The following is a 26,396-nucleotide window of genomic DNA, read 5'->3' on the forward strand; positions in this document are numbered from 1 at the left end:
TTTGATACCCGCTTCGCCAGTTAAATATTGCTGAACGACAGAGAGCTTGAATTGCGTTGAGTACTTGGACATAAAAACACCCCAAAAATATGGACGGGTGTCCAACTTTTGGGGTGCAGTTCAATTCTCTGGCTGTTTTTTTATTAAAAATCAATGCTTATTCCTGGCTAATCACAAATACAGTCACCCAAATCCAATCTACACCCTTTTCAATCACAGAGCCAAGGCGCACCATAAACACCCGTTCACGCGCCTGAACGCGATAAATTTTATCTGTACCATAATCAGCAGAATGCAAAATCAGCGTATTCACATTTTTGCCATCCATTTGATGCGGCAAATAAAGTGCAGTACGCACATGCGGCAAATCCGCCACGCCCAGGGTGGAATCTGCGGCTAAAGAAATGTGTTCGCGGCGCTCTTCTTTCTCCAGATATAAACTAACCGCGATAGGGGTAGCCACAAGCGACTGAATACCCACATAAACCTCATCATCCCCCAAGCGATTTAAACGGCGAATCACGCCTAAGTGCCAATTCTCATTTCGCCCTAAGCGATTAGCCAATAATAAACCCGGCCTGATCCATTCATTTTCTGAAAGATGAACAACGGCACCATAGCCCCCCACACTTTCATTCTCAATATTCCAGACCTGCCAGTCCTGCGGTTTATTCTCTACCGTTTTAGAAGGTGCGCCCTTTTCTTTTGTGCGGGTAGAAACAAAACCATAAAGACGCATATCCATGATTTCATCGTAATCGACTTTACCGCGGTCATCACCCGCATTTCTGCGCGTATTTTTATCGTTATCCAAACGCACATGCGCAATAATTGAATCAAGCCCGGAAATAATATCGGCTATTTTTGCAACCTTTTTACGCTCACTTCTTTGCACCACGCTATTACGAATACTCATCAGCCAGAAAAGATCAAGGTGTTTAAGTAATTCAACCGCAAGTGGTGCCGGGCACTCCTTACCCATACCCAGATCACGGGGCGTAGCACCATTTTCCAGCCGGCGCAAAGTATCTTCTAATTCATGCATTAAATCATGCAAACCCCAGTATCTGAATGGCTCGCCCTCGCTTTCTGCCTGAATTTTTTGCACGCCTTCAGCCGCCTGCAAATTCACACATAAATGATAACGCCCTTCCTGGAATTTCCGTGACAATTGAATTAATTTAGACCACTGATTCAGCCAGTGATCCACCCAGTCAATTTGCCTGACTGATAAATTATTATTGGATAAAGAGCCAAGCATTAACATCTGGATATATTCATCTGCGCATGAGGTCACTTCATTTGCATGTGATGGATATAAAGGAAAAGGATTACTGTCACAACCTTCAATTTCAGAAAGACGATAAAGCTGATGAGAAAGAGTCCACAACTTGGGGGGGACTTTTTCAAAACGAAAATAATGCCATTTCGCCTGAATGGATAAATAATGCAGGCTGCGTGCCAATACTTTAGGCATTAACAAAGCTAATTCAGCTTTTTTGCTGCCTTCAATTTCTGACTGAACAAACAGCTGATAGACCGAAGACATATCCGCAGCAAAGCTGGTAATTTGCTTCCATAAACGGCTTTCGATGTCTTTAGACATCCGCGGATTAGCAATATATTGGTAACAAACAGCTTCATATGAAGATTGTGCCGTATCATCAATCAACAATAAAGCCTGCAGTCCATCTAACGTTGCAACCCTGCCTTCACCGATAAAGGCAGTAACTGCAGCATGAATTTTTAACTGCTGGGATTGAGTATCAATTTCTTGCAGGCGTTTGCACCACGCTGTAGCTGCTTTCGCATTTACAAAGGGTGATTTATCTTTGGAAAAAATAGCAGAGAGAATATTACGCATAAAATCGCCTGTCAGGCATTAGTCGCCCCATTGAGGTCGGTTTCTTCCATCAACCAAGTTTTAGCATCGTCACTTTCGGTAAACATGCCAATTTCTGCATCCGTAAACAGACGGCTTATCCATGCTGACCACGTCACCCACTGGTCAGAGCTCACAACCGCAACCCGCTGAAATATTTGCCCGTGCTCACGGACAAACTTAATTTCTTCCAAAGCCATGTCAAGCGTATAGCTCAGCATTTCACTTAAATCAAATAACAAAGCAACCGGCCCGTGAAATTGAGACTGGTAAAGAACAGCCTGCTCAAATTCGCGATAATCCTGCAGGGTAAATTCACCAAAAACCACGGTCTGAATATAATCATTTTCATGTGAAATGCTAATCATCACGTACTCCCCTCAAGGAAAACTTACGAATACATGCTAGCTCTTAAAAGTAATAGCCTCTGCTTAGTTTACTGAGCTTCCCCCTGCTTCGACAAGGATTACATTTATTTTAATTATTTATACCATCTATTTACAACTTTACCCGCCTTTATTATTTATTTTCACTTGCCATGAGCATTTATCATGCAATGCTAATTGCAAACACATATTCTAAACTTTAATTTTCGACTATAGGTAATTGATTATATTGATGACCATCAATTGATAACAGAATATAAAACAACACCTGCGGGAGTGTAATGACAAGTGCTTTGACTTTTATAGCTTTTGCAAATCAATCAATAGCTGGCGGGTATGCAAAGGCGCATCACCCAAAATCGCAGAAAAAGCCTGCCTCATTAATAATTTTCCCTGGGCTGCCGCCCCAATGTAATCACCCGCAGCAAAAGCCATTAAAGCACTGCCGTCGTATTGCGGATAATTGGCCCGTGCAGGAACAATGCCTTCAGTAGGATCAAAGCTGTATCGCTGCCCGGCCTCAAGCGGCTGATCAATGCAATGCAGCCAGTTTGCGCCATAGCCCATTTCATCCAGCAGGATACGCTCAAATTCACGCAATACCGGCTCTACGCCTGCGCCACTAGCAGGCAAAACCGAGAGCGCTCTAATCGCTTCAAAATAGCTGGCAAACAGCAGAGGATGGGATTCGTCACGAGGTAAAAGACGCAAGAGCAGCTCGTTGAGATAAAAGCCGCAAAGCAGGGGCAGGCCTCTCAGCTGCGGAATACCACCCTGCCAGTCTGCCGAGTGCAGCGTTTTAAGCTCACCCACACCAAACCAGGATAAAAGTACCGGCTGAAAACCAAGGAGAATACTGCGAAGTTGTGAGCCGGGGCGTTGGGCACCCCGGGCCACCATCATGATGCGGCCATGATCCCGGCTGAACACATCCAGCAGGCGGCTGGTTTCTTTGTACGGGTACTGATGCATTACAAAGGCCGCCTGATTATCAATGCGTAGCTTAGGTCTTGCCACAGTGCTTATTCGTAGCCGTACTGACGGACAAGACGTGTGTCATCTGCCCAGCCACTTTTCACTTTAACCCAGACTTCCAGAAACACCTTGGCATCAAAGAGTTTTTCCATATCCTGACGTGCTTCGGTGGCGATGCGTTTGAGCTTTTCACCATTCTGACCAATCAGCATGGCTTTTTGCCCGTCACGATCTACCAAAACAGCAGCATGGATGCGACGCAACTCACGTCCGTCTCTGGTTTCATCGTCTTCAAACTTTTCGATTTCAACAGTCATAGAGTACGGTAATTCTTCGCCCATCAGGCGGAAAATCTTTTCACGAATAATTTCAGCGGCTAAAAAGCGCTCATTACGATCGGTCACCTGATCGACATCGTACAGAGGCACTGATTTTGGCAAAAGTGGCTCAACCACTTTCAGCAAGACATCAATACTCAGATTTTTTTGCGCAGAAATAGGCACAATCGCATGAAATTTAAAACGCTCATTCATCGCTTCAATAAACGGGAACATTTCATTTTTATCTTTCAGCTCATCAATTTTATTGAGCACTAACAGCACAGGGCGATTATCAGGCAATAGTTTTAATACTTCTTCGTCCGCAGCGCTGAAATATCCCGCCTCAATCACATATAAAATCACATCAACATCAGCCAAAGTGCTGGTGACGCTGCGATTCATCGCCTGATTAAGCGCATTTTGATACTTGGTTTGAAACCCTGGCGTATCAACAAACACAAACTGGGCCGTATCAGAGCTGTGTACGCCCGTAATACGATGACGTGTCGTTTGTGCTTTACGTGAAGTAATACTGATTTTCTGACCAATCAGCTGATTCAACAGTGTTGATTTACCCACATTAGGGCGGCCCACAATGGCCACAAAGCCGCAGCGAAAATCAACAGCTTCGTTTTGGATATCCATCTCGCTCATACGCGTTTACCTTTTGCTGCCGGTTTGGCAGCGTGTTTACTTTTTAACGGGGCGCTGTCCGGGCTTTTATGCTTACCTGGAAACTGCTCCCTCAGAATGGCAAGAGCGGATTCAGCCGCCAATTGCTCAGCAGCGCGGCGGCTGGTGCCCACGCCTTTAGTTAGCAATTTGGCCTCTGCAATGCAGCAACTTACTTCAAAAATCTGATCCGGCGATTCGCCGTCCTGCCTGAGAATAGTGTACGCCGGTAACGTATAACGGCGGGCCTGCAGCCACTCCTGCAAGCTGGTCTTGGCATCTTTTGCACCAAGCAGCGGATCAATGGCAGCAATCCTAGAGGCAAATAAAGCATTGACCACGGTATCTGCCGCATCAAAACCACCGTCCAGCCAGATTGCACCAAAAATAGCCTCAAGTGCATCGGCCAGAATAGATGGCCGGCGATGACCGCCACTTTTCAACTCGCCTTCACCAAGCCAGATAAAATCACCCAAATTAAGCTCGCTGGCAATACTGGCCAGCGCTTCCTGACGAACCAAGCTGGCCCGAAGACGCGATAAATCACCCTCAGGCAGCTTAGGAAACGTCAGATAAAGCGCACGGGCAATCAGCGAATTTAAAATACCGTCGCCAATAAACTCCAGCCGCTCATTATGCGTAGAAGAAAAACTACGATGGGTTAAAGCTTGTTTAAAGAGTTTTGGCTCTTTAAAAGTATAAGAGAGCACCCTTAAAAGGCGCTCCGGGGGAAGAACAACACTCACGACTAATTACCCGCAGCTTGCTGCGTATTCGATTTTTGGATATCAAAAGCGAACAACAGACTCATATTACCCACGATTGGAACAACCCGCTCGTAGCTTAAACTTACCGTGGTATCACTGCCTGCCTGAGTAACTTTTAATTCAGCAGCACTGATATCCCGAATATTATCAACCGACGCCTGGCGCATAAAACCCTCACGAATTGCTGCGGGTTGCTGTGCACCATATTCTCTTACCGTACGCTCAATGGCTTTTTTTACAGTAAAGAATTCCAGATAAGTCGGAACAACTTTTAATGCCGTAATTGCAATCACGGAGCCCACAATAGCGAACATTAAAAAAGAACCGAAAGACACACCACGCTGGCGATTAAGCATGATTTATTCCTTTAGCGAATCGAGGTGCCAACGCGCCCCAGATCTTTAAAATTAAGCCAAATAAGAAAAGCCTTACCCACCACGTATTTATCAGGAACAAAACCCCAATAACGGCCATCGGCACTGTGATCGCGATTATCGCCCATCATAAAGAAATGACCTTCAGGTACTTTGCAGCTGAAACCTTCTTCATCATAGCGGCAATTTTCCCGGTATGGAAAATCGCGTACTTCACCCAAATTAACCGATGGCACGTCAGCCATTGCTAAGGTTGAATAATCATGCGTACCCAGTTTTTCATTAAACTGTTTGTTATTAATCAGGTAAGTACCCTGCTCAACATACTCATGATCGGGCAAATCGGCAGTTGGAACCGCCTTCCCATTAATGGTTAATTTTTTATTCCGATATTCAACGGTATCGCCCGGCAAACCAATGACGCGCTTAATATAATTAAGCGAAGGATTTTCCGGATAATTAAATACCATCACATCGCCATGTTCTGGCTTACCCACCGGAATCATCACATTATTAATCACGGGAGTACGCAGGCCATAAGCGAATTTATTCACCAGAATAAAATCACCCACCACTAAACCCGGGCGCATTGAGCTGGATGGAATTTGAAACGGCTCAACCAGAAAAGAGCGCAATACAAATACCGCAAGCAATACAGGGAAGAAGCCGCGACCGTACTCAACCCAGTCTGCAACCGGTTTTTCACCGCGCTTCTTCCCCCAGACAAACCGGTCCAGCCCCCAGATCACTCCCGTCACCAATACAAAGATCAGCATCGCCGCAGAAATCGAGCAGTATTGCACCAAGACAATAAACAGCCCCATTACCACACAAAGATAGCCGTATTGCACTAAAGAAGGCGGCTCACTGCCTTTACGCTCATGCTTGGCGCCAATGCCCACCAAGACCGGCCCTAAAATGACGAAAACAATCCCGAGAAACAACCAGTTCATCCGTTTTCCTTTTTATTTGTTAAGTACTTAGGTAAAAGTTTTCGAACAAGGCATCCAGACGCAGACAGTATGAATTCTACGGCGAGAAAGGATAACGAAGCTCGAAGACTTTTATTAGGGCACTTATTTATCGCTCACTTGCAAAATCGCAAGGAAGGCTTCTTGTGGGATTTCAACGTTACCAACTTGCTTCATGCGCTTCTTACCCGCTTTTTGCTTGTCGAGCAGTTTACGCTTACGCGAAACGTCACCACCATAACATTTTGCCAAAACATCTTTACGCGTGGCTTTTACCGTTTCACGCGCGACAATCTGGCTGCCAATAGCTGCCTGCACGGCCACATCGTACATCTGACGCGGAATCAGCTCGCGCATTTTCGCCACCAGCTCACGGCCACGGTACTGGCTGCTGCTGCGGTGAATAATCAGGCTCAAGGCATCCACACGTTCGCCATTGACCAGCACATCCAGCTTAATCAAATCAGCGGCCTGGAATTCTTTGAAATCGTAATCAAGCGAGGCATAACCACGGCTGACAGATTTAAGGCGATCAAAGAAATCCATAACTACTTCTGCCATCGGCAGATCGTAGCTCAGCATGACCTGGCGGCCCATATACTGCATATTGCGCTGAGTACCGCGCTTTTGATTACACAGCGTCATCACTGCGCCCACGTAATCCTGTGGTACCAAAATCGTTGCAGTGATAATCGGCTCACGAATTTCTTCGTATTTAGAAGGATCCGGCAGCTTGGACGGGTTTTCGATATGAATCACTTCGCCTGATTTCAGCAGCAGCTCGTAAACCACTGTGGGCGCAGTGGTAATCAGATCCATATCAAATTCGCGCTCTAAGCGCTCCTGCACGATTTCTAAGTGCAGTAAGCCTAAGAAGCCGCAGCGGAAACCAAAGCCCAAAGCCTGTGAAACTTCAGGCTCATAATGCAGTGAAGCATCGTTGAGCTTGAGCTTTTCCAAGGCATCACGCAGTTTTTCGTAATCATGGCCTTCAATCGGGTACAGACCCGCAAACACCTGTGATTTTACTTCTTTAAAACCAGGCAAAGGCTCAGTTGCCGGATCTTTAGCCGTGGTGATGGTATCGCCCACCTTGGCATTGGCAATTTCTTTAATACCGGCAATGATAAAGCCCACTTCACCGGCTTTCAGTACGGGTCTTTGCACTGTTTTTGGCGTGAATACACCGACTTGTTCGCAAAGATGCTGCGACTTGTTCGACATAAACATGATTTTTTCTTTCGGGCTGAGCTGGCCGTCCACCACACGCACCAGCATGACCACGCCAACGTAATTATCGAACCATGAATCGACAATCAGCGCTTTCAGCGGGCCATCCGGATTACCCTTAGGCGGAGGCACCTTGGTAATCAGAGATTCAAGAATATCTTCAATACCGATACCGCTTTTAGCCGAGGCGTGCACGGCATCTGTGGCTTCAATACCGATGATGTCTTCAATTTCCTGAATGACACGCTCAGGATCGGCAGCAGGCAAATCGATTTTATTTAAAACCGCCACCACCTCAACGCCCTGCTCCAGCGCGGTGTAGCAGTTGGCCACAGTTTGCGCTTCAACACCTTGCGAGGCATCAACAACCAGCAGCGCGCCTTCACAGGCAGCCAGAGAGCGGCTCACCTCATAAGAGAAGTCAACGTGTCCGGGGGTGTCGATCAGATTAAGATTATAAATCTCACCATTACGGGCTTTATATGTCAGCGCAGCGGTCTGCGCCTTAATCGTGATACCACGCTCTTTTTCGATATCCATCGAATCGAGCACTTGCGCACTCATCTCCCGCAGCTCAAGGCCGCCGCAGAATTGGATAAAGCGATCAGCCAGCGTGCTTTTGCCGTGATCGATGTGAGCGATGATCGAGAAATTACGAATATGATCCATTGGCCTGCCAGATATTTCACGAAAAAGGGGTACGCGATCGTACCCCAAATATTAATTTCCACTGATTTTAACGGAAATTAGCAATATAGGCATCAAGAGCCGCTTGATCGAGGTGGTAATGGCAAATTTCCACCCCGTCAGAGCCCGCCAAAACGGGCACCCATTCGCCATATTGCGCTTCCAGATGATCGACATCATCGATATCAATCCACTCCAGCTCAAAGCCTGCTATCAGTGCCTGCTGCTGCAAAAGATCCCGCATCACATGGCACAGACTGCAATATTCTCTTCCGTATAACTTAAGCTGAATCATTTAGCAGGTGCACGCAAAGTCAGAAACATAGAGGCATCGCCACGGATCACACGCAGTGCCGTTGCTTCATTTGGCTTTAAAGCGGTCAGTATTTGTTTAAGCTGAGCAAGGCTGGTCAGCTCCTGATTTGCAACACCCACAATCAGGTCCCCTCCCTGCAAGCCAGCCTTAGCAGCTGGCCCGCGGGCAGCCTGTACCAGCACCGCAAACTTCAGCCCCATTCCTTTCAGCTGTGCCGGATCAACCGATTGCAGCGACAAGCCAAAGCGCCCGCCCTCGTCATTCTGGTTGCCACGATACTCACGCTCGGCTGTAGTGCGATCAGATTGTTCCAGCACGCCAATCGTTACACTCACATCACGCAAGGCTTTATCACGCCAGATTTGCACCGGCACTTTTGTACCAGGGCGCACGGCAGCCACATACTTAGGCAGATCACTGGCTGTGGCAATGGCCTGGCCATTAAATTTCAGAATCACATCACCTGGTTTTAGACCGGCCTTATCCGCCGGGCCATCTTTCTCTACGCTGGCCAGAAGTGTGCCGTTGACTTTGCCCAGGCCAAAACTCTTTGCCAGATCGTCATTTAATTCCTGAATCGCCACACCAATACGGCCCCGTGTAACTTTACCGGTGGCCTTCAGCTCGTCAGCAACCTTCATCACCACATCAACCGGAATCGAGAACGACAAGCCCATAAAGCCACCCGAGCGGCTGTAGATTTGCGAGTTAATCCCAACCACTTCGCCAGCCATATTAAAGAGCGGGCCACCCGAATTACCGGGGTTAATCGCTACGTCAGTCTGAATAAAGGGCACAAAGGTTTCATCAGGCAGGCTGCGGCCCTTGGCTGAAACAATCCCGGCGGTTACCGTATTTTCAAAGCCAAATGGCGAGCCAATCGCCACAACCCACTCACCCACTTTTAATTTATTTGCATCGCCCAGCGTGACTTTAGGCAGGCCTGTGGCATCAATTTTAAGCAAGGCCACATCGGTACGGGCATCCGCACCAATCACTTTTGCTTTAAAGGTGCGCTTGTCTGTGAGCTTTACGGTAATTTCATCGGCCTGAGCAATCACATGGGCATTGGTCAGAATATAGCCATCCGCCGCCATAATAAAACCAGACCCTAAGGATTGGGCCTGGCGCTCGCGGGGCTGCTGTTGCTGGCCATTTCGCGGCAACATGCGCGGCACAGGAAAACCAAAACGGCGAAAGATATCCATGCCATCTTCATCGCCAAACTGCTGGGGCTGCTCTTTGATCGTAGAGGTCGTAGAAATATTGACCACAGCCCGGCCTTCTTTCTCAACCAGCTGAGTAAAATCAGGCAAGTTGGCAGCCGCAATGGATGAGACAGAAACAAAGCCCAAAGTAAGGCTTAACAGTAATTTTTTCATCATGGTTTACGTTTCATCTGACAAGGACTAAGAAACGGCGGGTCAGACACTACTTTGCCCGCCACAATGACTGGCTCTGCCGAAGCCGCCAGCTGGTGCTGCTGTTTCAGCAGCACAAAACCCACTACAAACCCAAGTACGCCACCCAACACCGCACTGGCAGGCATCTGAGGCGCAAGCCACTGGCCTGCTGCTGCGCCGGCAATCAGCAAGAGCAAAGGTACTCCATAGGCCCACACGGCACTTTTAAGCAGCATTTGCTCTTCAACTGCCACCGTCACCCAATCCCCCGCCTTAAAAGACAAAGGATTTTTAACCCTGAAGCCATCTTGCGACTGAGCAAACATGCGGCTCAGCGCCATAGCTTTGCAGCCAGTTTCTGGATCGCACCGGCCACAGGGCGTATGTGGCTTTATTTTCACCCAGGCATGAGCGCCATCCAGCCGCTGCACCTGAGCCTCTGTTTCAATCATTTTTTGTCACTAGCGGGGTTGAAAAGCAAGAGCAAAGGCCTTTACTGTTTCAGCAGGCACTTCACCCAATACGGTGACCATCTTTCCATCAATTTGCCGCACCTGCATATGCATCGCGCCCTGATGTGAAGCCCCTTCTCTGGCTTCTGCCACAGCAGGCTCCAGAAAGACCGAAACCGTCACAAGACCATCACTGTACAGATGCTGTACCACCGGCATTTCTTTGCCAATCAATGTGCGCTGGATACTTTTCATAAATCGAAAACCGCGGGGCAGATGATCGATAATCCAAGCGGGCTCAACAGGCGCACTGGCCACACCCTGATTCGACTCGATAACGACCGGGCGCAAAGGATTAACCGGATTTAATAATGCGCGATCAACCTTACCGAGGGTGAGTGCAGAAAAAACAAATAATTCAACCGGCTGAGAATACGGCCCCAAGCGCTCGGATTTTAAAATCAGGCCACTATCAATATGCATCCACAAACGCAGCGGAAAACGGTAAACATCTCTGGGCTCCAGCTCATAAATTTGAGCATTTAAACCTGCAACCCGCTCCATACCGCTTTTTTTAAGCTTGTAATTCAGCAATACAGAATCGGCGTTTTCCGGCAAATGCTGGGGAAACAATTTGGAGCTGAAACGCCGGTCTAAAGAGACTGCCCGCTTAGATGGCAGATAAATGCTGACGTGATCACCCTTGCGATAATACTCGCGGCGCGGGCCATCCAGCGACTCCCGGCGCTCAACCTCCACCGGCTCACTACCCACATGCACAATTCTGAATGTTTCAGTGGAATCACCATGCTGATGCGTGAAGAGACCCTGAAAATCATTCTGTTTAGCCGCAGCAGACATCCGGTTCAATACAATCACGGCATCTGAATTATTCAGCTCGGCTGCGGCCATGGCGCCCGCAGGAAAAAACAAACTAATGCACAGCACAAATGGCTTTAATCTACCCAGCAAGTCGCTCATCTAGCGCATATTCTCCGTGCCAAAATCCGCATAAACAATATCCCGCTCAGCCAGTACATTGCCAGATTCCTGGCTATGTGCAGCCAGGTAGGCGCGTATAGCAGGTGGTTTTTTATCCACGGGCTTCGCATTTTGTACCGCCACCATGGCAGGCGCAGTGTTAAAGCTTGTTTTAGACTGCCATGCCGCCACACCCACAAAGGCAATTGAGGCTGCTGCAGTTAAAGGAACCAATAATTTTTTCATCACCGAGCTGCGTTTCAGACGCTGCGGGGCCACCACCGTAGGCTCCGCCGCCAGCCGCGCAGAGAATCGCGTCATAAACTGCGGAGAAAGCAAGGGGTGCTCCTGCATATTATCGCTGAGCTGATGCCAATCGTACCAATCCTGATTCAGCGAGGCATCGCGCTTCATTTCAGCAAGTAAACCATCGATGTCTGCCACATCAAGCTCGCCATCCATTAAGGCGGAAAGTTTTTCTTTCATCACATTACCCTCTCATATCCTTCGAAGCTTACCAGCGCTTATCTTTTCCGACGACATCCAGTAAAGGCCTCAGCTTATTTGCGATAGCCTCACGAGCGCGAAAAATCCGAGAACGAACCGTACCAATGGGGCAATTCATCACGGCGGCGATATCTTCATAACTTAAACCATCCATTTCGCGCAACGTAATTGCCGTTCGCAACTCGGAAGGTAACTCATCAACCACTGCATTTACTGTAGAGACAATCTGCCGGTTAGAGAGTTCAGTTTCAGGCGTATGGTAATCCGGTATTTGTGCAGCAGCATCCAGCGACTCCCCCTCCTCGTCTTCATAAAGACTCGCCAGCTGAGGGCGGCGGCCAAGGGTAGCCAAATGATTTTTAGCCGTATTAATGGCAATACGATATAGCCAGGTATAAAAAGCGCTTTCGCCACGAAACGATGGCAAGGCGCGATAAGCCTTGATAAACGACTCCTGAGACACGTCCTCGATCTCTGACTGATCCCGAATCAGCCGCGACAAAAGACGTGCGACACGCCGCTGGTATTTCACTACCAGCAGTTCAAAGGCTCGCTTATCTCCCGCCTGAGCCCGCAGAACAAGCTCCTGATCGATATCACGATCGGTTCGCTGAATCAAAGATGTCTCCAAAAGATATTTACACTCACATGGGGTTGACCATGATTTTTATCAAGCCAGCGCATACAAAAGCTGACAGATTTGGCTTTATACACGGCGCAGTCGGTCTGGCCTCTGTTAATATTCCATTTTTCTGGGAATGGAACACCTGCAATGCGTGAATTTGATGCATTAATCATCGGCAGTGGCCTTGGCGGAATGACCATGGCTCTGCACTTAGCTGACCACATCAAAGTGGGCCTGGTGACCAAGCGCGAGTTGCGGGATGGCGGCAGCGGCTGGGCACAGGGCGGCATTGCAGCAGTACTCGATGGCACCGACAGTGTAGAGCTGCACATTCGTGACACCCATGTCGCCGGCGCGGGCCTGTGCGACCAGGAAAGCACGCGCTTTATTGTTGAGCATTCCAAAGAAGCCATCGACTGGCTGATCCAGATGGGCGTGCCCTTCACTAAAGACACCGAGGGTGACAGCGCCTATCAGGGCTATCACCTCACCCGCGAAGGCGGGCACAGCCACAGACGCATTATCCACGCGGCAGACGCCACCGGCGCAGCCGTCATCGATACACTGGCGCATAAAGTAGCGGCTCACCCCAATATCACCGTGCTTGAATCGCATATTGCCGTTGATTTAATCACCGATCAAAAATTGGGGCGCGAGGGCAAGCATTGCTACGGCGCTTATGTTTACGACAAAGAAACCGACCGCGTTGAAACCATCGTGGCAAAGTCCACCGTCCTTGCCAGCGGCGGCGCAGGCAAAGTCTATCTTTACACCACCAACCCGGATGTAGCAACGGGCGACGGAATTGCCATGGGCTGGCGCGCTGGCTGCCGTGTAGCCAATATGGAATTTATTCAATTCCACCCTACCTGCCTTTATCACCCGCACGCCAAATCATTTTTGATTACTGAAGCTGTGCGCGGCGAAGGCGGCATCTTAAAGCTACCTGATGGCACCCGCTTTATGCCCCAGCACGACGAGCGCGCCGAGCTGGCGCCCCGCGATATTGTGGCCCGTGCCATCGACTTTGAAATGAAAAAAGGTGGTTTTGACTGCGTTTACCTAGATATCTCCTATAAACCAGCCGCATTCATTAAAGAACACTTCCCAAATATTTATCTGCGCTGCTTAGAGCTGGGCATCGACATTACCAAAGAGCCGATACCGGTAGTGCCCGCCGCGCATTACACCTGCGGCGGCATTGTCAGTGATACCGCTGGCCGCACCGATGTGGCCAACTTATATGCAGTAGGCGAAGTGGCCTGCACTGGCCTGCATGGTGCCAACCGGCTTGCCTCCAATTCCTTGCTGGAATGCATGGTGCTTGGCAAAGCAGCAGCTGCAGATATTTTACTAACCACTCAGAGTGAACGCCCTGCCATCCCTGAATGGGACGAAAGCCAGGTGACTGATCCTGATGAAGAAGTGGTGATTTCACACAACTGGGATGAATTACGCCGCTTTATGTGGGATTACGTTGGCATTGTGCGCACTAACAAACGCCTGGAGCGCGCCTTACACCGTATTGAATTACTGCAGCATGAAATTGACGATTACTACAGCAATTTCCGGGTCTCTAACGATTTGATCGAGCTGCGCAATCTGGTGCAATCTGCCGAGCTGATCGTACGCTGCGCCATGGCACGACAAGAAAGCCGCGGCCTGCACTACAGCCGCGATTACCCCGGCATGCTAAGCGAAGCAAAAAGCACCGTCCTGAGCCCAGACTAAAATCTTTCCTGATCCCCCAAACAAGGCAACAACAGATTGGATAAACCTATAAAAACCATTGAAAAAGGCATTTACCAACACTACAAAGGCCCGCTTTACCAAGTGATTGACCTCGCAAAACATAGTGAAACCGAGGAAGAAATGGTGGTATACCGCCACCTTTATGGTGAATTTGATCTTTGGGTGCGCCCACTGGCGATGTTTATTGAAGAGATTACTTACAACTGCGAAACGATGCCGCGCTTTCGTTGGCATTCTAGGTAGGTCACTGCGGGGACCAGCAACCTGCCGGACTTAAGACTGATTTGCTGCGGGGAAGCCGGATTTGGCCATATTTCACGGACTTCCCCTCGTAACGATCACTTAAGTCCAACAGGTGGCTAACCCCGCCCAATTCTCTTCCCCCACATTGGCCCGCTGTGCAAAATAATGTGCAGGCGAATCGCCAAAGTTGCGTTTAAACATGGCAATAAAATGGCTGGGAGAAGCGTAGCCCAGCGCGTCGGCGACATTGGCTACGGATTCCCCCAGTGCCAAGCGCTCTAGTGCATGACTAAGCCTTGCTTGCTGTCGCCACTGGCTAAAGCTACAAGCCGTTTCGCTGCGAAACAAGCGGCTTAATGTGCGCGGCGATAGACCTGCCCAAGTGGCCCACTCTTCCAGAGTGCGCTCATCGCTAACCTTCGCCAAGATCGCTTGCGTCACTTTTAATAAACGCCGGTCGCTGGGCAGCGGCAAGTGCAAGGGCTGATGCGGGGCGCTACGCATTTCATCAAGCAACACGGCGATGACTCTTGCTTGCTCGTCGTTTAGCTGCACTTGGACAGACCAGGTCACAGCCCTAAGCACCAAGGCCCGCATCAACTCGCTAATGCCAATCACGCAGGGCCGATCTGGCAAACACTGACTGGCCTCTGGCGTAATAAACACACTCCAACCATGATGCGCGCCGCTCACACTCACTCGGTGCGGCAACCCCGGCGGAATCCAGCCAGCTCTTTGTGGCGGCAAAAGCCATGAGCCATGTTCGGTTCGCACATGCAAAAGACCACTATCTACACAAAAAAACTGCCCTCGCAAATGGCTATGGACATCGATCTCACGCGTGCCAAGGCGAAAATCGCTATCGGCACGGTCTTGTCCGCTCACCACGATGAGCTGGGGACCGCTGGCAAGTTCACTCGCTTCAACTTCAACAATATGATGGGTCATGGCTGGATAATGATATTTTTCGACCAAATCACGTTATCAGCCTTTTGAGCTTTAAGACAATACTTCATCAGCCCTGTCTAATTACTCCAACAAGCCGGCCTGTCAGGCTTAAGCGATCATAGCGAGGGAAAGACCGGCTGGAGACAGACTTCATGTATTTTTGAGGCGAATAGCGAGCTATTTAACGAAAAAATGCGTGGAATATGGCCAAATCCGGCTTTCCCGCAATAGATCAGCCTTAAGTCCGGCAGGCGACTAGACAGCACATTAACGCTTCGAGGTAATCCGTATGTCTATTGCTCTTCCCGCCAGGCCCAGCCTGCTCTACCCCCATATGCCGCAATGGGTGGCCCTGCTTATTGCCTGCGTCTCTTCCTTTATGGTGGTGATGGACGGCTCCATCGTCAATGTTGCCCTGCCCTCTATGCAGGCTGACTTACAGCTTTCTCCCACCCAGCTGCAATGGGTGGTGGATGCTTATTTGCTGATGCTCGGTGGCTTTATGCTGCTGGCAGCCCGAGCCAGCGATTTATTTGGCCGTAAACTGATTCTGCAAAGCGGCTTGCTGATTTTCACCTTAGCCAGCTTGGCCGGTGGCTTGGCAGACAGCGCGATCAGCCTGCTTGTTGCCCGTGCCGTGCAAGGATTTGGCGCTTCGGCTCTCGCCACATCCACCCTCGCGGTGATCGTTTCGGCCTACCCAAGTGGCCCAGCTAAAGCCCGCGCAATTTCGCTTTGGGCAGCGTCCAGCGCCGTTGCTTCGGCAATGGGCGTAGTGATTGGCGGCGTGTTGATTAGTCAACTTAGCTGGCGCTGGGTGATGTTTGTGAATGTGCCTATTGGTATCGTGCTCATTATCGCCGTGGCGGCAAGCCTTGCACCCAGCAAAGCACAAGCAGTTCGACTTGATTTAGCGGGGGCGGTGAGCATCACACTTGGCATGGGCGCCTTGATGCTAGGTATCACCCAAATCAGCAGCGCAGGCTGGGCCACCGCTCAAATCACCCTTGCCGTCTCCGCCCTGCTACTGCTTGGCTTTATTTTGATTGAAGCCAAAACCAGTCAGCCGCTTATCCGGCTGGATATTTTCAAACTCGCCAATGTCCGTACGGGTAATTTAGTGGTAATGGGGCTAGGTGCAGCGCTCACCAGTGCCAGCTTTTTTATCTCGTTAATTCTGCAGGGCGTACTCGGCTATAGCCCCCTACAAACTGGCCTAGCCATGTTGCCGATGGGAATCACGCTAGCAATTGCAGCGATTATTTCCAGGCCAATGATGGATTCAGGCATTCGTAAGCTACCCCTCTATGGTGGCTTACTCAGCGCAGCGGGGCTGTGCTGGCTAAGCCAAATCACCCTCCATGCTGATTTTTATACCGCCATCCTGCCGCCCACCCTGCTGATCGGCTTGGGGCTTGGACTGATGCTGATGACGGCCACGCATACGGCGCTGGCAAGCATCCCCAATAAAGACGCAGGGCTGGCATCTGGCTTATTTAATACCGCCCGCCAACTAGGGGCAGCACTTGGCATTGCTCTACTATCTACTTTGGCCCATGCACAGCAAGGCTTAGCGGGCTATCAAAATGCCTTGCTGGCTTGCGCCCTCATCAGCGCATTGGCGGCGATAGCCTCTTTGCAGCTCAAACCTCACGCGGCCTAGCATGCATGCAAAAAACCCGCTACAGCGGGTTTTTTGCATATCAACATCGATATCAATTTAAAATTATATTTAGCCGTGTAAATCATGGCGTTTGATTTAAGGCAGGGCCTGATTTTTTGATCCGCATAACGGGATTGCACGCCGGTTGTAAATTCTTGGCTAACATTTCACCACAGCGATACAGCGCCGTTCTGACCTGTTGCATTACCCTGAGTCACGCCGCCTGCCGGGCAGCCCATGGTCAGAAATTTATCATCACAATTAAATTCTGTTTCTTGCCTCTGGGTTGCCACAAAGGATTGCCCAAACATTTGGAAGCTACAACCCGCCATCACGGCATTAGCGTGTGTGCCGAGCTGGCGTTCCGCGATAGCGTGGACCGAGCCATCGACTTTGAAATAAAAAAAGGCGGTTTTGACTTCGTTTGATCGAGCTGCGAAATCTGGTGCAATCTGCCGAGCTGATCGTATGCATGCGCCATGGGCAGAAAGCCGTGGCCTACACTACAGCCGCGATTACCCCTGCATACTGAGCGAAGCAAAAAACACCGCCCTGAGCCCGGACTAAAAACTTTCCTGATCACCCAAACAAGGTAACAACAGATTGGATAAACCTATAAAACAATTAAAAAAGGCATTTATCAGCACAACAAAGGCCCGCTTTATCAAGTAACCGGCGTAGCCAGGCACAGTGAATCAGAAGAAGAAATGATGATGTACCGCAACCCTTATGGTGACTTTGATCTTTGGGTGTGGCCGCTGACGATGTTTACAGAAGAAATCACCCATATTGGTGAAACCATGCCACGCTTTCGCTTGCACTCCAAGTAAACCAGAGCGACATTTAACCAGCCCCATTCAGAAACAAAAAAAGGAAGCTTTATGCTTCCCTTTTTTTGTTTCTGCCGGGAGAACCCCGCTTTTATTGCCAATTAAGAGCACTTTAAATTACTGACAACTGCTTTACTGATGAGCTCTCCACGATCTTTAGCAATTTGTTTGAACGAGGCTTTAAATTTAGCGCGCTCACCTGACTTATAACTTTTTGACATTGCCATGCTATTTCCCAGGGAAGAGCCATTTGCACTATAAAACCGAACATCCATGGTTAAATAAGAATTGCATGATTTTGTATATGTCACATAACCATTTAAATCAAAACGATCATCCAGCGTGGCTTCCAGTTTTAATTCTTCCAAATTTGCCACTTTAGAAATTTCAGGCGCCACTTCAATTTTAATGTCCTGAAATCCGTTTCGCACCGAAGTACGCAGATTATTGATGCCATCCCGAACCGGGTTAGCGCAGCCAAATAAAAAGCACAGCGACAAAAGAGGCAAAACTTTTTTCATATCCATCCCTTTTAATTAAATTTAAATAGACAAGGCGTAGGAAATAAGCAGCACACCTTACCAAGACACTACACGCATCTGAACAAAACCCCAAACATCAAGACAAAAGCATATCAAAGTTTGACCCATACACGAAGAAACTTTAAATACCGCATTCTGACTACGTAAAACCACAGAAAGAAACCATCAACCCTGCGAGCTATTCTTACATTTACGTTTTTCATTAAGTGGCGAAAACAAACAAGTTTGACCTGAAGTGCAAAACATCAACGCGCAAATTTAATCAACGCTCAGTAGCAGCGAAAAAAATATTTTGTTGCTTAAACAGCAGCAATTTTATTTGAGCGTGCGACGCTCCCGGCACTAAACACCGGTATTTGTATGCTATTTCGTTTTGTACGCCAGTACTTTTCATTACGATGAAACAAACAGACAAATAAAAACCCGCCGCAGCGGGTTTTTATTTATCACCATTAAATATCAATTAAAAATTGTATTTAGCAGTGTAAATCATTGCATTCTGATATGAAGCGGAGCCCAGCTTTTGATCCGCATAGCGGTATTGCACGCCTGTTGTAAATTCTTTACTGACATTCCACCACAGAGATACAGCGCCGTTCTGGCCTGTTGCATTACCCTGAGTCACGCCGCCTGCCGGGCTGCCCATGGTCAGAAATTTATCATCACGATTAAATTCTGTTTCATGCCACTGAGTGGCCATAAATGACTGGCCAAACATTTGGAAACTATAACCCGCCACGTAACCCGCCATCACGCCATTAGCGTGTGCGCCGATATTACGATCAAATTGCTGATGGCCACCAATAAATGGCTTAATCCAGAAATTGCCATTTGAAAGACTGGTACCCAGGCCTAAAACGCGGTTTTGGCTGAAGAAAGTGCCATGATCACGCGCGTCATAAAGGTGAACATAAGCCTGTACAGGCACGCCACCTAATTGCACTAAATTAAAACGGGCAATGGCTTTTGCTGCATAACGGCGTTTATCACGACCATCTGTTTCGCTTGCGCCCTTGGTCGGGTTTTCAACATCGAAGAAACCGTATGCCTCACCCCAGTCGCCACCGAAGCCACCTTCAACTTCTAAAAAGGCAAAATCTTTTTTGCCGGCAAATGCACCCGCATTGGTGCGGGTTTCAGTGCCATTAGACCAATCAAGCCAGTTCACACTGACATTTTTAAAAGACCAGTCGTTGCCGGCAAATGCAGCAGGAGTAGCAAGAATGCTGGCTGCGACTAAAATATTGCGTAGTTTCATATTAAGCTCATCATTTTATTATTTAATTCGGTAAAAATCTGTAAATCCTCTTCCCCCAACCGACACAGGGGAGCGCAGCATAACGAGTTTATTTACGCCAGTAAATAAAATACGTTTAAAAAGCAGATTAATGGATTTGAACGGTAATATTATTGATTAACCTTAAGAAAACCGTACTCACTCTAAATAATACGATGACAGTGCACATCACCATTATGCCAAATAAATACACAATAAATAAATACCCTTACACAACAACATTTGCAGCGCCAATTAACCTGTTATTAAACATGATCAAATAAAGCACCATTACCCTGCAATATGGCGCCCAACTAAACACGCAGCAATCTAATTTAATGACTTATTTGTGCGTTTTATCACAAAAAATAAACCCATCAAAACAGCCGTTTTTTACCCTTAAAAGTACTGATTAAATCCGCCCGACCAAAAATCCAAGATCAAGAGCCAATACGAGCAAAAAATCTGCACAAATAATGCGCCTGCCCTTCACCACCAACCAGCCTCAGGCGTACTCAGCCATGCAGCTGATCATGTTAAAATTTACCCCCCTCCTATCTACTTGCTCAGGAAAATCTCATGCGTATCGGCACACCGCTCTCCGCCTCTGCCACCAAAGTAATGCTGTTAGGCAGCGGCGAGCTGGGCAAAGAAGTTATTATTGCGCTGCAAAGACTAGGCGCAGAAGTGATTGCAGTTGATCGCTATGCAAACGCGCCTGGTATGCAAGTGGCGCATCGCAGCCATGTGATTAATATGGCCGACCCGATTGCGCTGCGTGCCCTAGTGGAGCTTGAACGCCCGCATTTAATCGTGCCCGAGATTGAAGCCATTGCAACATCCGCCCTGTTAGAAATAGAAGCAGATGGCCTTGCTGTGGTTATCCCTAGCGCCCGCGCCACTCACCTCACCATGAATCGCGAAGGCATTCGCCGCCTGGCTGCTGAAACGCTGGGCTTACCTACATCCAGCTACCAGTTCGCTTCGTCTCTTGATGAAATGCGGGCCGCCATCGAAACCATCGGGCTGCCCTGCCTGATTAAACCGGTAATGTCCTCGTCCGGCAAAGGCCAGTCATTTATTCGTGATGCCGCAGAAATCGATGCTGCGTGGGATTATGCCGCCAGCGGCAGCCGTGTTGATCAGGGCCGCGTGATTGTTGAGGGCTTTGTCGATTTTGAATACGAAATCACGCTGCTCACCATCCGTGCGCTGGGCCCGTCTGGCGGGATCGAAACCTTTTTCTGCGACCCGATTGGCCATGTACAGAAAAATGGCGACTATGTAGAAAGCTGGCAACCCCAGGCAATGCGCCCGCTGGCATTGGAGCGCGCCCGTGATATCGCCCAAAAGATCACACAGGATTTAGGCGGCCGTGGCTTATTTGGGGTGGAGCTGTTTGTAAAAGGCGACGACGTTTGGTTCTCCGAAGTCAGCCCGCGCCCGCACGACACGGGCCTTGTGACACTTACCAGCCAGCGTTTTTCAGAATTCGAGCTGCACGCCCGAGCCATCTTAATGTTGCCCATTGATGCCACACTGCGTGAACCCGCAGCCAGCGCCGTCATTTATGGCGGCATGGAGGAAAAAGGTATTGCTTTCGAAGGGCTGGCAGAGGCGCTGGCGGTGCCCCGCGCCGATCTGCGCCTGTTTGGTAAACCGGAGAGCTTTACCCGCCGCCGTATGGGCGTAGCACTCGCAGCAGGGGCAGATACGAACGAAGCACGCAGCCGTGCCGGGCAGGCAGCCAGCTTAGTTAAAACAGTAAAAGGTTAAATATGCAAGAAGTAGCAGAAATGACGCCCTACCAGCTTTTAGGCGGCGACGCGGTATTGCGGCAATTAGTCGATCGCTTTTACGACATTATGTATAGCGACCCGCGCGCCAGCGGCATCCGTGCCATGCACGCTGGGGACAGCACGGTGATTCGTGATAAATTTTTTGATTTTTTATCCGGTTGGCTGGGCGGGCCGCAGCGTTTTATCGAAAAGTACGGCCACCCCATGCTGCGGGCACGTCACATGCCCTTTGCCATTGGCGAAGATGAACGCGATCAATGGCTGATGTGCATGTTTCAGGCGATGGAAGAAATTCCGATGGAAACCACATTACGTGATCATTTAGAAGATGCGTTTTTTCGCACGGCTGATTTCATGCGGAACAAATAAGCGGGCATTAATTTAAATCCATTAAAAACTGACTTTTATTGTAATAAACATAATTAACTCAATCGTCTGTAATTAACACCTGATTGACGCAAAACACCCCTGCCAATACCGTATTCATGCAATTGAATGCGGTATTTTTTTGCACAAATAATCAAACAAACCACTCCGCAAACTATTTATCAATTTTCTGTTTATTCTGCTGGCAATACGCTGAATCAACTCTACAATCTATTACAAAGCTTACCTTTGGAGAATCCCATGCTATCAAAATTTACGATTGCCGCAAGGCTGGTGGGTGGATTTGCCCTGCTTCTGTTTTTACTTATCAGTGTGGGTGTACTCGGGCTATGGGGGCTTAATCGACAAGCAAGCCTCACAGAAAACATGCTACAACATGATTTAAACTACTCGCTTGATCTGATCGAAGCCCGTCATCAGGTTACAGATTTAAGACGCTTTGAAAAAGATATCTTTTTAAATTTTGAAAACACTGAAAAAATCAAAGAATACAATCAAAAATGGCATGTTGCTCTTGAAAAAGCAAATGCAGCAATAAAAAGCGGCTCGGCCAATGCCAGTTCTGGAGATATTCAAAAATTAAATGATTTGTCTCAACACCTTAAAATTTATGCCGATGGCTTCAGCAGGATATCAGATGAAGTAAAAGCAAAGAAATATCAAAAAGCCGCAGATATCAATGCCGAGTTTTCAAAATATAAAGAACCTGTCCGCTCAATGCAGGATGGGCTGACAGCCCTAGCAGATGAAGCCATCTCCAAAGCAAAAGGCATGGAAAAAACGCTGGGTACCATTACCACAGCAACAATCAGCATATCTATTACACTGATGTTTTTTGCCATTTTAATTGGCGTTTCCAGCGCGCTGATTATTATTCGCAGTATTCGTAAACCTTTGACTGTTTTACAAGAAGTGATTACTGAAATTGATCAGACAGGTAATTTAGCGCTCAGGCTTAACCAGACAGGTATTGATGAAATCAGCCAGTCATCGGCTGTCATCAATCGCTTGCTGATTAATATGAGTAAAGTCATCAGCGAATCCCGCAAAAACTCCAGCCAGCTGCTAATCTCTGCCGAAACACTATCAACTGCGGCAAGGCAAATGACTGATTCATCAGAAATACAGTCTTCCGCCTCAAGCGCTACAGCCGCAGCCGTTGAAGAATTATCTGTCAGTGTAAACATGATTTCATCCAGCGCAGAAGGATTAAATACCGAAGCAAGGCAAGGTGCTGCAACGGCCGCTGAAGGTGCACTTTCTGCCAACCGCACCGCCGATGAGATCAGGCAGATTGCCGAGAACATCAACAGCTCCGCTGCTGTTATCGATCAGCTTAACCAGCGCTCAGGCGAAATTGGCAGCATTGTGATGGTAATTAAAGATATTGCGGACCAGACCAATCTGCTGGCACTCAATGCCGCCATTGAGGCCGCGCGCGCCGGGGATTTAGGCAGAGGCTTTGCGGTGGTTGCCGATGAAGTCAGAAAGCTGGCCGAGCGCACCACACAAGCTACCACTGAAATCACCAGTAAAATTGAATCGGTGCAAAGAGACACCGGTACGGCATCTGAGGGCATGCAGCACGCCAGCCGTATGGTAGAAAGCGGCGTACGCAATACGCAGAGCGTAGCCGAATCTTTGGCCCATCTTGAACAGCAATCTAAAAACACGGTCAGCGATATCGCCCAAATGGCAGACGCCATTGGTGAACAAAGCTCCGCAAGCCAGGATATTGCTAACAATATCGAGAAAATAGCTCAGGCCAGCGAAGAAAATCACGCCACAGCCAGCAGCACCAGCGAGCTTTCCGAAGAGCTTCGCCAAATTGCAATCACGCTCAACACCTTAATCAGCCAATACCACACCTGATGCCCATCACCTGATGCATAAAAAAACACCGCTGTTGATATCAACAGCGGTGTTTTTTTTTACAAAGCTAAAAAATTAATCAGCCTGATAAGGATAAGGTTTTTGCTGAACCTTTGATTCAGCAGTGCGCACCCGCTCGTCTAAATCCAGGGGGGCTTTATCCCACAGCAGTGCACGACCCTCAAGCTGGCCCTGAGCCACTTCAGGGTTATCCCCTAAATAGCCTTGCATAAATTGGGTGAATTCTGAAACGTATTGTGTGTTCTTAAACATGGCATTCCACGTTAGATGTGACGAATAAAGCCATTATACCGCGTTCAGCAGAAATGGCAGTGCTGCCGCGTGTAATACTGGATTGGCTGCAGCTAAAACCCGCCCTTCACTATGGATATCCAGTGCCATTCCCTGCCAGTCTGTCATCAGCCCCCCCGCCCCATTAACGACAGGAGCCAATGCAGCAAAATCGTGCAATTTTAAACCTTCCTCCACCACCAGCTCCAGCCAGCCACTTGCCACCTGTGCGTAGAGATAGCCATCTCCCCCATAGCTGGTAAAGCGGCACTCAGCGGATAAACGCGCAAAAGCTGCAGCGCCTTCAAGCAGATACTGAGGCCCGGTTGTTCCCAGCCTTGCCGCCTGCAGCTGATCAATTTGGTTGGCCACAACCGGCTCACCATTGAGCCATGCGCCCTGACCCGTAATCCCCAGCCAGCGCTCATTCTGTACAGGTTGATTAATAATGCCCAATACCGGCTTGCCATGATGCAAGAGGCCAATCAGCGTCACAAACAAGGCCCTGCCCACCGTAAACGACTTGGTGCCATCAATCGGATCCAGCACCCATACCCACTCTGCATCTTCACGCTCCCGGCCAAACTCTTCGCCGATAATGCCATCTAGCGGACGCTTTTGCAGGATCAGCCCGCGCATTACACGCTCGGCCTCTTTGTCTGCAATTGTGACTGGGCTATGATCATTTTTATCGTCTATCGCCAGTGGGCTGCGAAAATAAGGGCGTATTACCGCACCACTTACATCGGCCAGTTGATGTGCCAGGGCAATGATTTCATCAGGCAATACCATAAACACTCCTAAAATAGCGATTTTCTTCAGCAAAAAGTAACATAAACAAGAAGCAAATAATAATAGTTTTTATTCTCCAGCCAAATTATAACGCTTACTTACCTAATGAAATGCTTTTCATTTTTAAACACCATTTCATTAAGAAAACAAGAACCATTCTTAATAAAAATATAAAACGCCCAATGGTAAATTATGGGCTGGCAATAAATAATAAAAAGAATAGAATAACAGCTGATAAATCAGGGAAACTGATTTTCAATTCCCACAGAGAAAAAAGGGATTTGAAACTGACAAATGCCCGCCACTAATAAATTTAAAATTAGACCGGGTCCACGGAGAATACACAATGCAAGGCAGCAAACTCGTACTTAACTCGCTCAACAGCGTTCTTGGCAATGAGCTGATCGCCATCAATCAGTTTTTCTTACATGCGCGGATGTACCGCAACTGGGGCTTAAAAAAACTGAATGATGCGGTGTATCACGAATCGATTGATGCCATGAAGCGTGCAGATAAACTGATCACCCGAATCCTGATGCTGGAAGGCCTGCCTAATTTGCAGCAACTTGGCAAATTATATATCGGTGAAAACACCCCGGAAATGCTGGATTGTGATTTAAAACTGGTCAGCAGCCACCTCACTACTTTGCGCCAGGCCATTGAAACCTGTGAGCTGGAGCAAGACTACGTCTCCCGCGATATTTTGGAAGATCTGCTCGAAGACGAAGAAGAATACGTTGACTGGCTGGAAACCCAGGCCGAGTTACAAGTGTCACTGGGCCTTGCAAATTACCTCCAATCACAAATCGACGCATAAGGAAGATCACCATGCAAGGTAAACAAAATGTCATTGCAGGCTTAAAAGAGCTGCTCGTTACCGAACTCACCTCCGTCGATCAATACTTTGTGCATAGCCAGATGTATCACAACTGGGGCTATAGCAAGCTTTATGAACGCATTGATCACGAACGTCAGGATGAGATTGGCCACTCCACTCTGCTGATTGCACGTATTTTATTTTTAGGTGGCATACCCGATGTAGCCGGGCGCGACGCGCTGCGTATTGGCGCAGATGTCCCCGCCATGCTGCAAAATGATTTACTGACCGAATACGATGTGGCCGCCGCACTGAAACGTGTTATCGCCATTTGCGAGCAGGAGCAAGACTACGTCAGCCGCAATATGCTGGTTAAACTTTTGGACGATACCGAACAGGATCACGCCCACTGGCTGGAACAACAGCTTGGCCTGATTAAAGCAATAGGCCTGCCAAACTATTTACAAACACAGCTCTAAGATTTTTTTGGATTAAAAACAGCCGCTCACTGAACTGCACCCCAAAAGTTGGACACCCGTCCATATTTTTGGGGTGTTTTTATGTCCAAGTACTCAACGCAATTCAAGCTCTCTGTCGTTCAGCAATATTTAACTGGCGAAGCAGGTATCAAAACGA

General features: G+C 48.4%; 29 protein-coding genes. 9 read left to right on the forward strand and 20 right to left on the reverse strand.

What is annotated here, in order from left to right:
- Positions 1 to 157: 157 nt before the first annotated feature.
- The 14 genes from CSQ88_RS17400 to rpoE all read right to left on the reverse strand — a co-directional run bounded on the left by CSQ88_RS17400 (position 158) and on the right by rpoE (position 12,539).
- Complete coding sequence (locus CSQ88_RS17400; RefSeq protein ID WP_099399356.1) at positions 158 to 1,864, reverse strand: hypothetical protein; 1,707 nt, start codon at positions 1,862 to 1,864, stop codon at positions 158 to 160.
- An 11-nt stretch (positions 1,865 to 1,875) separates the two neighbouring features.
- Complete coding sequence (locus tag CSQ88_RS17405; protein ID WP_099399357.1) at positions 1,876 to 2,250, reverse strand: STAS/SEC14 domain-containing protein; 375 nt, start codon at positions 2,248 to 2,250, stop codon at positions 1,876 to 1,878.
- 318 nt (positions 2,251 to 2,568) lie between these two features.
- Positions 2,569 to 3,285: a DNA repair protein RecO gene (gene recO, locus CSQ88_RS17410; RefSeq protein ID WP_180273707.1), complete on the reverse strand. Its 717-nt coding sequence runs from the start codon at positions 3,283 to 3,285 to the stop codon at positions 2,569 to 2,571.
- A gap of 5 nt (positions 3,286 to 3,290) precedes the next feature.
- A complete protein-coding gene (gene era, locus CSQ88_RS17415; RefSeq protein ID WP_099399359.1) occupies positions 3,291 to 4,217 on the reverse strand; it encodes a GTPase Era in 927 nt (308 codons plus the stop codon).
- Positions 4,214 to 4,981 carry a ribonuclease III gene (gene rnc, locus CSQ88_RS17420; protein WP_099399360.1) on the reverse strand — a complete coding sequence of 256 codons (768 nt, stop codon included), beginning with the start codon at positions 4,979 to 4,981 and terminating at the stop codon, positions 4,214 to 4,216. Before rnc ends, era begins: the two co-directional genes overlap by 4 nt.
- A 2-nt stretch (positions 4,982 to 4,983) precedes the next feature.
- Positions 4,984 to 5,358: a DUF4845 domain-containing protein gene (locus tag CSQ88_RS17425; protein WP_099399361.1), complete on the reverse strand. Its 375-nt coding sequence runs from the start codon at positions 5,356 to 5,358 to the stop codon at positions 4,984 to 4,986.
- A gap of 11 nt (positions 5,359 to 5,369) precedes the next feature.
- Complete coding sequence (lepB, locus tag CSQ88_RS17430; RefSeq protein WP_099399362.1) at positions 5,370 to 6,329, reverse strand: signal peptidase I; 960 nt, start codon at positions 6,327 to 6,329, stop codon at positions 5,370 to 5,372.
- A 123-nt stretch (positions 6,330 to 6,452) separates the two neighbouring features.
- Positions 6,453 to 8,246 (reverse strand): translation elongation factor 4, encoded by a 1,794-nt coding sequence (gene lepA, locus CSQ88_RS17435; protein ID WP_099399363.1) that lies wholly within the window; start codon positions 8,244 to 8,246, stop codon positions 6,453 to 6,455.
- Between the two features lie 67 nt (positions 8,247 to 8,313).
- The gene (locus CSQ88_RS17440) at positions 8,314 to 8,559 is read right to left on the reverse strand and encodes a glutaredoxin family protein (protein ID WP_180273708.1); all 246 of its coding nucleotides are present in this window, start codon (positions 8,557 to 8,559) and stop codon (positions 8,314 to 8,316) included.
- Positions 8,556 to 9,965: a DegQ family serine endoprotease gene (locus CSQ88_RS17445; protein WP_099399364.1), complete on the reverse strand. Its 1,410-nt coding sequence runs from the start codon at positions 9,963 to 9,965 to the stop codon at positions 8,556 to 8,558. The genes CSQ88_RS17440 and CSQ88_RS17445 overlap by 4 nt, the downstream gene beginning before the upstream one ends.
- Entirely contained in the window at positions 9,962 to 10,435 is a 474-nt protein-coding gene (locus tag CSQ88_RS17450; protein WP_099399365.1) for a SoxR reducing system RseC family protein, read from the reverse strand. The genes CSQ88_RS17445 and CSQ88_RS17450 overlap by 4 nt, the downstream gene beginning before the upstream one ends.
- Before the next feature lie 9 nt (positions 10,436 to 10,444).
- The gene (locus tag CSQ88_RS17455) at positions 10,445 to 11,416 is read right to left on the reverse strand and encodes a MucB/RseB C-terminal domain-containing protein (RefSeq protein ID WP_099399366.1); all 972 of its coding nucleotides are present in this window, start codon (positions 11,414 to 11,416) and stop codon (positions 10,445 to 10,447) included.
- The gene (locus CSQ88_RS17460) at positions 11,417 to 11,902 is read right to left on the reverse strand and encodes a sigma-E factor negative regulatory protein (protein ID WP_099399367.1); all 486 of its coding nucleotides are present in this window, start codon (positions 11,900 to 11,902) and stop codon (positions 11,417 to 11,419) included.
- A gap of 28 nt (positions 11,903 to 11,930) precedes the next feature.
- A complete protein-coding gene (gene rpoE / locus CSQ88_RS17465) occupies positions 11,931 to 12,539 on the reverse strand; it encodes an RNA polymerase sigma factor RpoE (protein WP_099399382.1) in 609 nt (202 codons plus the stop codon).
- 156 nt (positions 12,540 to 12,695) lie between these two features.
- Between rpoE and nadB the strand changes: the two genes are divergently transcribed.
- Both nadB and CSQ88_RS17475 read left to right on the forward strand, forming a co-directional pair.
- Positions 12,696 to 14,279, forward strand: coding sequence for an L-aspartate oxidase (nadB, locus tag CSQ88_RS17470; RefSeq protein WP_099399368.1), 1,584 nt, complete (start codon positions 12,696 to 12,698; stop codon positions 14,277 to 14,279).
- A gap of 36 nt (positions 14,280 to 14,315) precedes the next feature.
- Positions 14,316 to 14,543: a DUF1653 domain-containing protein gene (locus tag CSQ88_RS17475; protein ID WP_257212654.1), complete on the forward strand. Its 228-nt coding sequence runs from the start codon at positions 14,316 to 14,318 to the stop codon at positions 14,541 to 14,543.
- Positions 14,544 to 14,642: 99 nt separating this feature from the next.
- Here the strand turns inward: CSQ88_RS17475 and CSQ88_RS17480 are convergent, their stop codons facing one another.
- Positions 14,643 to 15,491 carry a helix-turn-helix domain-containing protein gene (locus CSQ88_RS17480; protein WP_099399384.1) on the reverse strand — a complete coding sequence of 283 codons (849 nt, stop codon included), beginning with the start codon at positions 15,489 to 15,491 and terminating at the stop codon, positions 14,643 to 14,645.
- 289 nt (positions 15,492 to 15,780) lie between these two features.
- Here CSQ88_RS17480 and CSQ88_RS17485 point away from each other — a divergent pair, with 289 nt between their 5' ends.
- Positions 15,781 to 17,154, forward strand: a complete 1,374-nt coding sequence (locus CSQ88_RS17485) for an MFS transporter (RefSeq protein ID WP_099399369.1) — start codon at positions 15,781 to 15,783, stop codon at positions 17,152 to 17,154.
- 167 nt (positions 17,155 to 17,321) lie between these two features.
- Here the strand turns inward: CSQ88_RS17485 and CSQ88_RS23045 are convergent, their stop codons facing one another.
- A complete protein-coding gene (locus CSQ88_RS23045; protein ID WP_180273709.1) occupies positions 17,322 to 17,465 on the reverse strand; it encodes a hypothetical protein in 144 nt (47 codons plus the stop codon).
- A 324-nt stretch (positions 17,466 to 17,789) separates the two neighbouring features.
- On the opposite strand from CSQ88_RS23045, the gene CSQ88_RS17490 reads away from it, so the two are divergent.
- Positions 17,790 to 17,984 carry a DUF1653 domain-containing protein gene (locus tag CSQ88_RS17490; RefSeq protein ID WP_306475252.1) on the forward strand — a complete coding sequence of 65 codons (195 nt, stop codon included), beginning with the start codon at positions 17,790 to 17,792 and terminating at the stop codon, positions 17,982 to 17,984.
- A 101-nt stretch (positions 17,985 to 18,085) separates the two neighbouring features.
- On the opposite strand, the gene CSQ88_RS17495 is transcribed toward CSQ88_RS17490, so the two are convergent.
- Complete coding sequence (locus CSQ88_RS17495; RefSeq protein ID WP_099399371.1) at positions 18,086 to 18,505, reverse strand: hypothetical protein; 420 nt, start codon at positions 18,503 to 18,505, stop codon at positions 18,086 to 18,088.
- A 484-nt stretch (positions 18,506 to 18,989) separates the two neighbouring features.
- Positions 18,990 to 19,784: an outer membrane protein OmpK gene (locus CSQ88_RS17500; protein ID WP_099399372.1), complete on the reverse strand. Its 795-nt coding sequence runs from the start codon at positions 19,782 to 19,784 to the stop codon at positions 18,990 to 18,992.
- A gap of 597 nt (positions 19,785 to 20,381) precedes the next feature.
- On the opposite strand from CSQ88_RS17500, the gene purT reads away from it, so the two are divergent.
- The 3 genes from purT to CSQ88_RS17515 all read left to right on the forward strand — a co-directional run bounded on the left by purT (position 20,382) and on the right by CSQ88_RS17515 (position 23,860).
- On the forward strand, positions 20,382 to 21,578 hold the full coding sequence (gene purT / locus CSQ88_RS17505; RefSeq protein ID WP_099399373.1) for a formate-dependent phosphoribosylglycinamide formyltransferase: 1,197 nt from the start codon (positions 20,382 to 20,384) through the stop codon (positions 21,576 to 21,578).
- Positions 21,579 to 21,580: 2 nt separating this feature from the next.
- Positions 21,581 to 21,970: a group II truncated hemoglobin gene (locus tag CSQ88_RS17510; RefSeq protein WP_099399374.1), complete on the forward strand. Its 390-nt coding sequence runs from the start codon at positions 21,581 to 21,583 to the stop codon at positions 21,968 to 21,970.
- Between the two features lie 258 nt (positions 21,971 to 22,228).
- Entirely contained in the window at positions 22,229 to 23,860 is a 1,632-nt protein-coding gene (locus CSQ88_RS17515) for a methyl-accepting chemotaxis protein (protein ID WP_180273710.1), read from the forward strand.
- Between the two features lie 75 nt (positions 23,861 to 23,935).
- Here CSQ88_RS17515 and CSQ88_RS17520 read toward each other — a convergent pair whose 3' ends face one another.
- On the reverse strand, positions 23,936 to 24,133 hold the full coding sequence (locus tag CSQ88_RS17520) for a DUF3460 family protein (RefSeq protein WP_099399376.1): 198 nt from the start codon (positions 24,131 to 24,133) through the stop codon (positions 23,936 to 23,938).
- A 33-nt stretch (positions 24,134 to 24,166) separates the two neighbouring features.
- The gene (locus CSQ88_RS17525; RefSeq protein WP_099399377.1) at positions 24,167 to 24,943 is read right to left on the reverse strand and encodes an inositol monophosphatase family protein; all 777 of its coding nucleotides are present in this window, start codon (positions 24,941 to 24,943) and stop codon (positions 24,167 to 24,169) included.
- A gap of 346 nt (positions 24,944 to 25,289) precedes the next feature.
- Between CSQ88_RS17525 and bfr (CSQ88_RS17535) the strand changes: the two genes are divergently transcribed.
- Together bfr (CSQ88_RS17535) and bfr (CSQ88_RS17540) are read left to right on the forward strand one after the other, a co-directional pair.
- On the forward strand, positions 25,290 to 25,760 hold the full coding sequence (gene bfr, locus CSQ88_RS17535; protein WP_099399379.1) for a bacterioferritin: 471 nt from the start codon (positions 25,290 to 25,292) through the stop codon (positions 25,758 to 25,760).
- Between the two features lie 11 nt (positions 25,761 to 25,771).
- On the forward strand, positions 25,772 to 26,239 hold the full coding sequence (bfr, locus tag CSQ88_RS17540) for a bacterioferritin (RefSeq protein WP_099399380.1): 468 nt from the start codon (positions 25,772 to 25,774) through the stop codon (positions 26,237 to 26,239).
- Positions 26,240 to 26,396: the final 157 nt, after the last annotated feature.

Origin of the sequence: Iodobacter sp. BJB302 (genome assembly GCF_002735645.1) — a bacterium.
In the GTDB taxonomy this organism is placed as follows: Bacteria; Pseudomonadota; Gammaproteobacteria; order Burkholderiales; family Chitinibacteraceae; genus Iodobacter.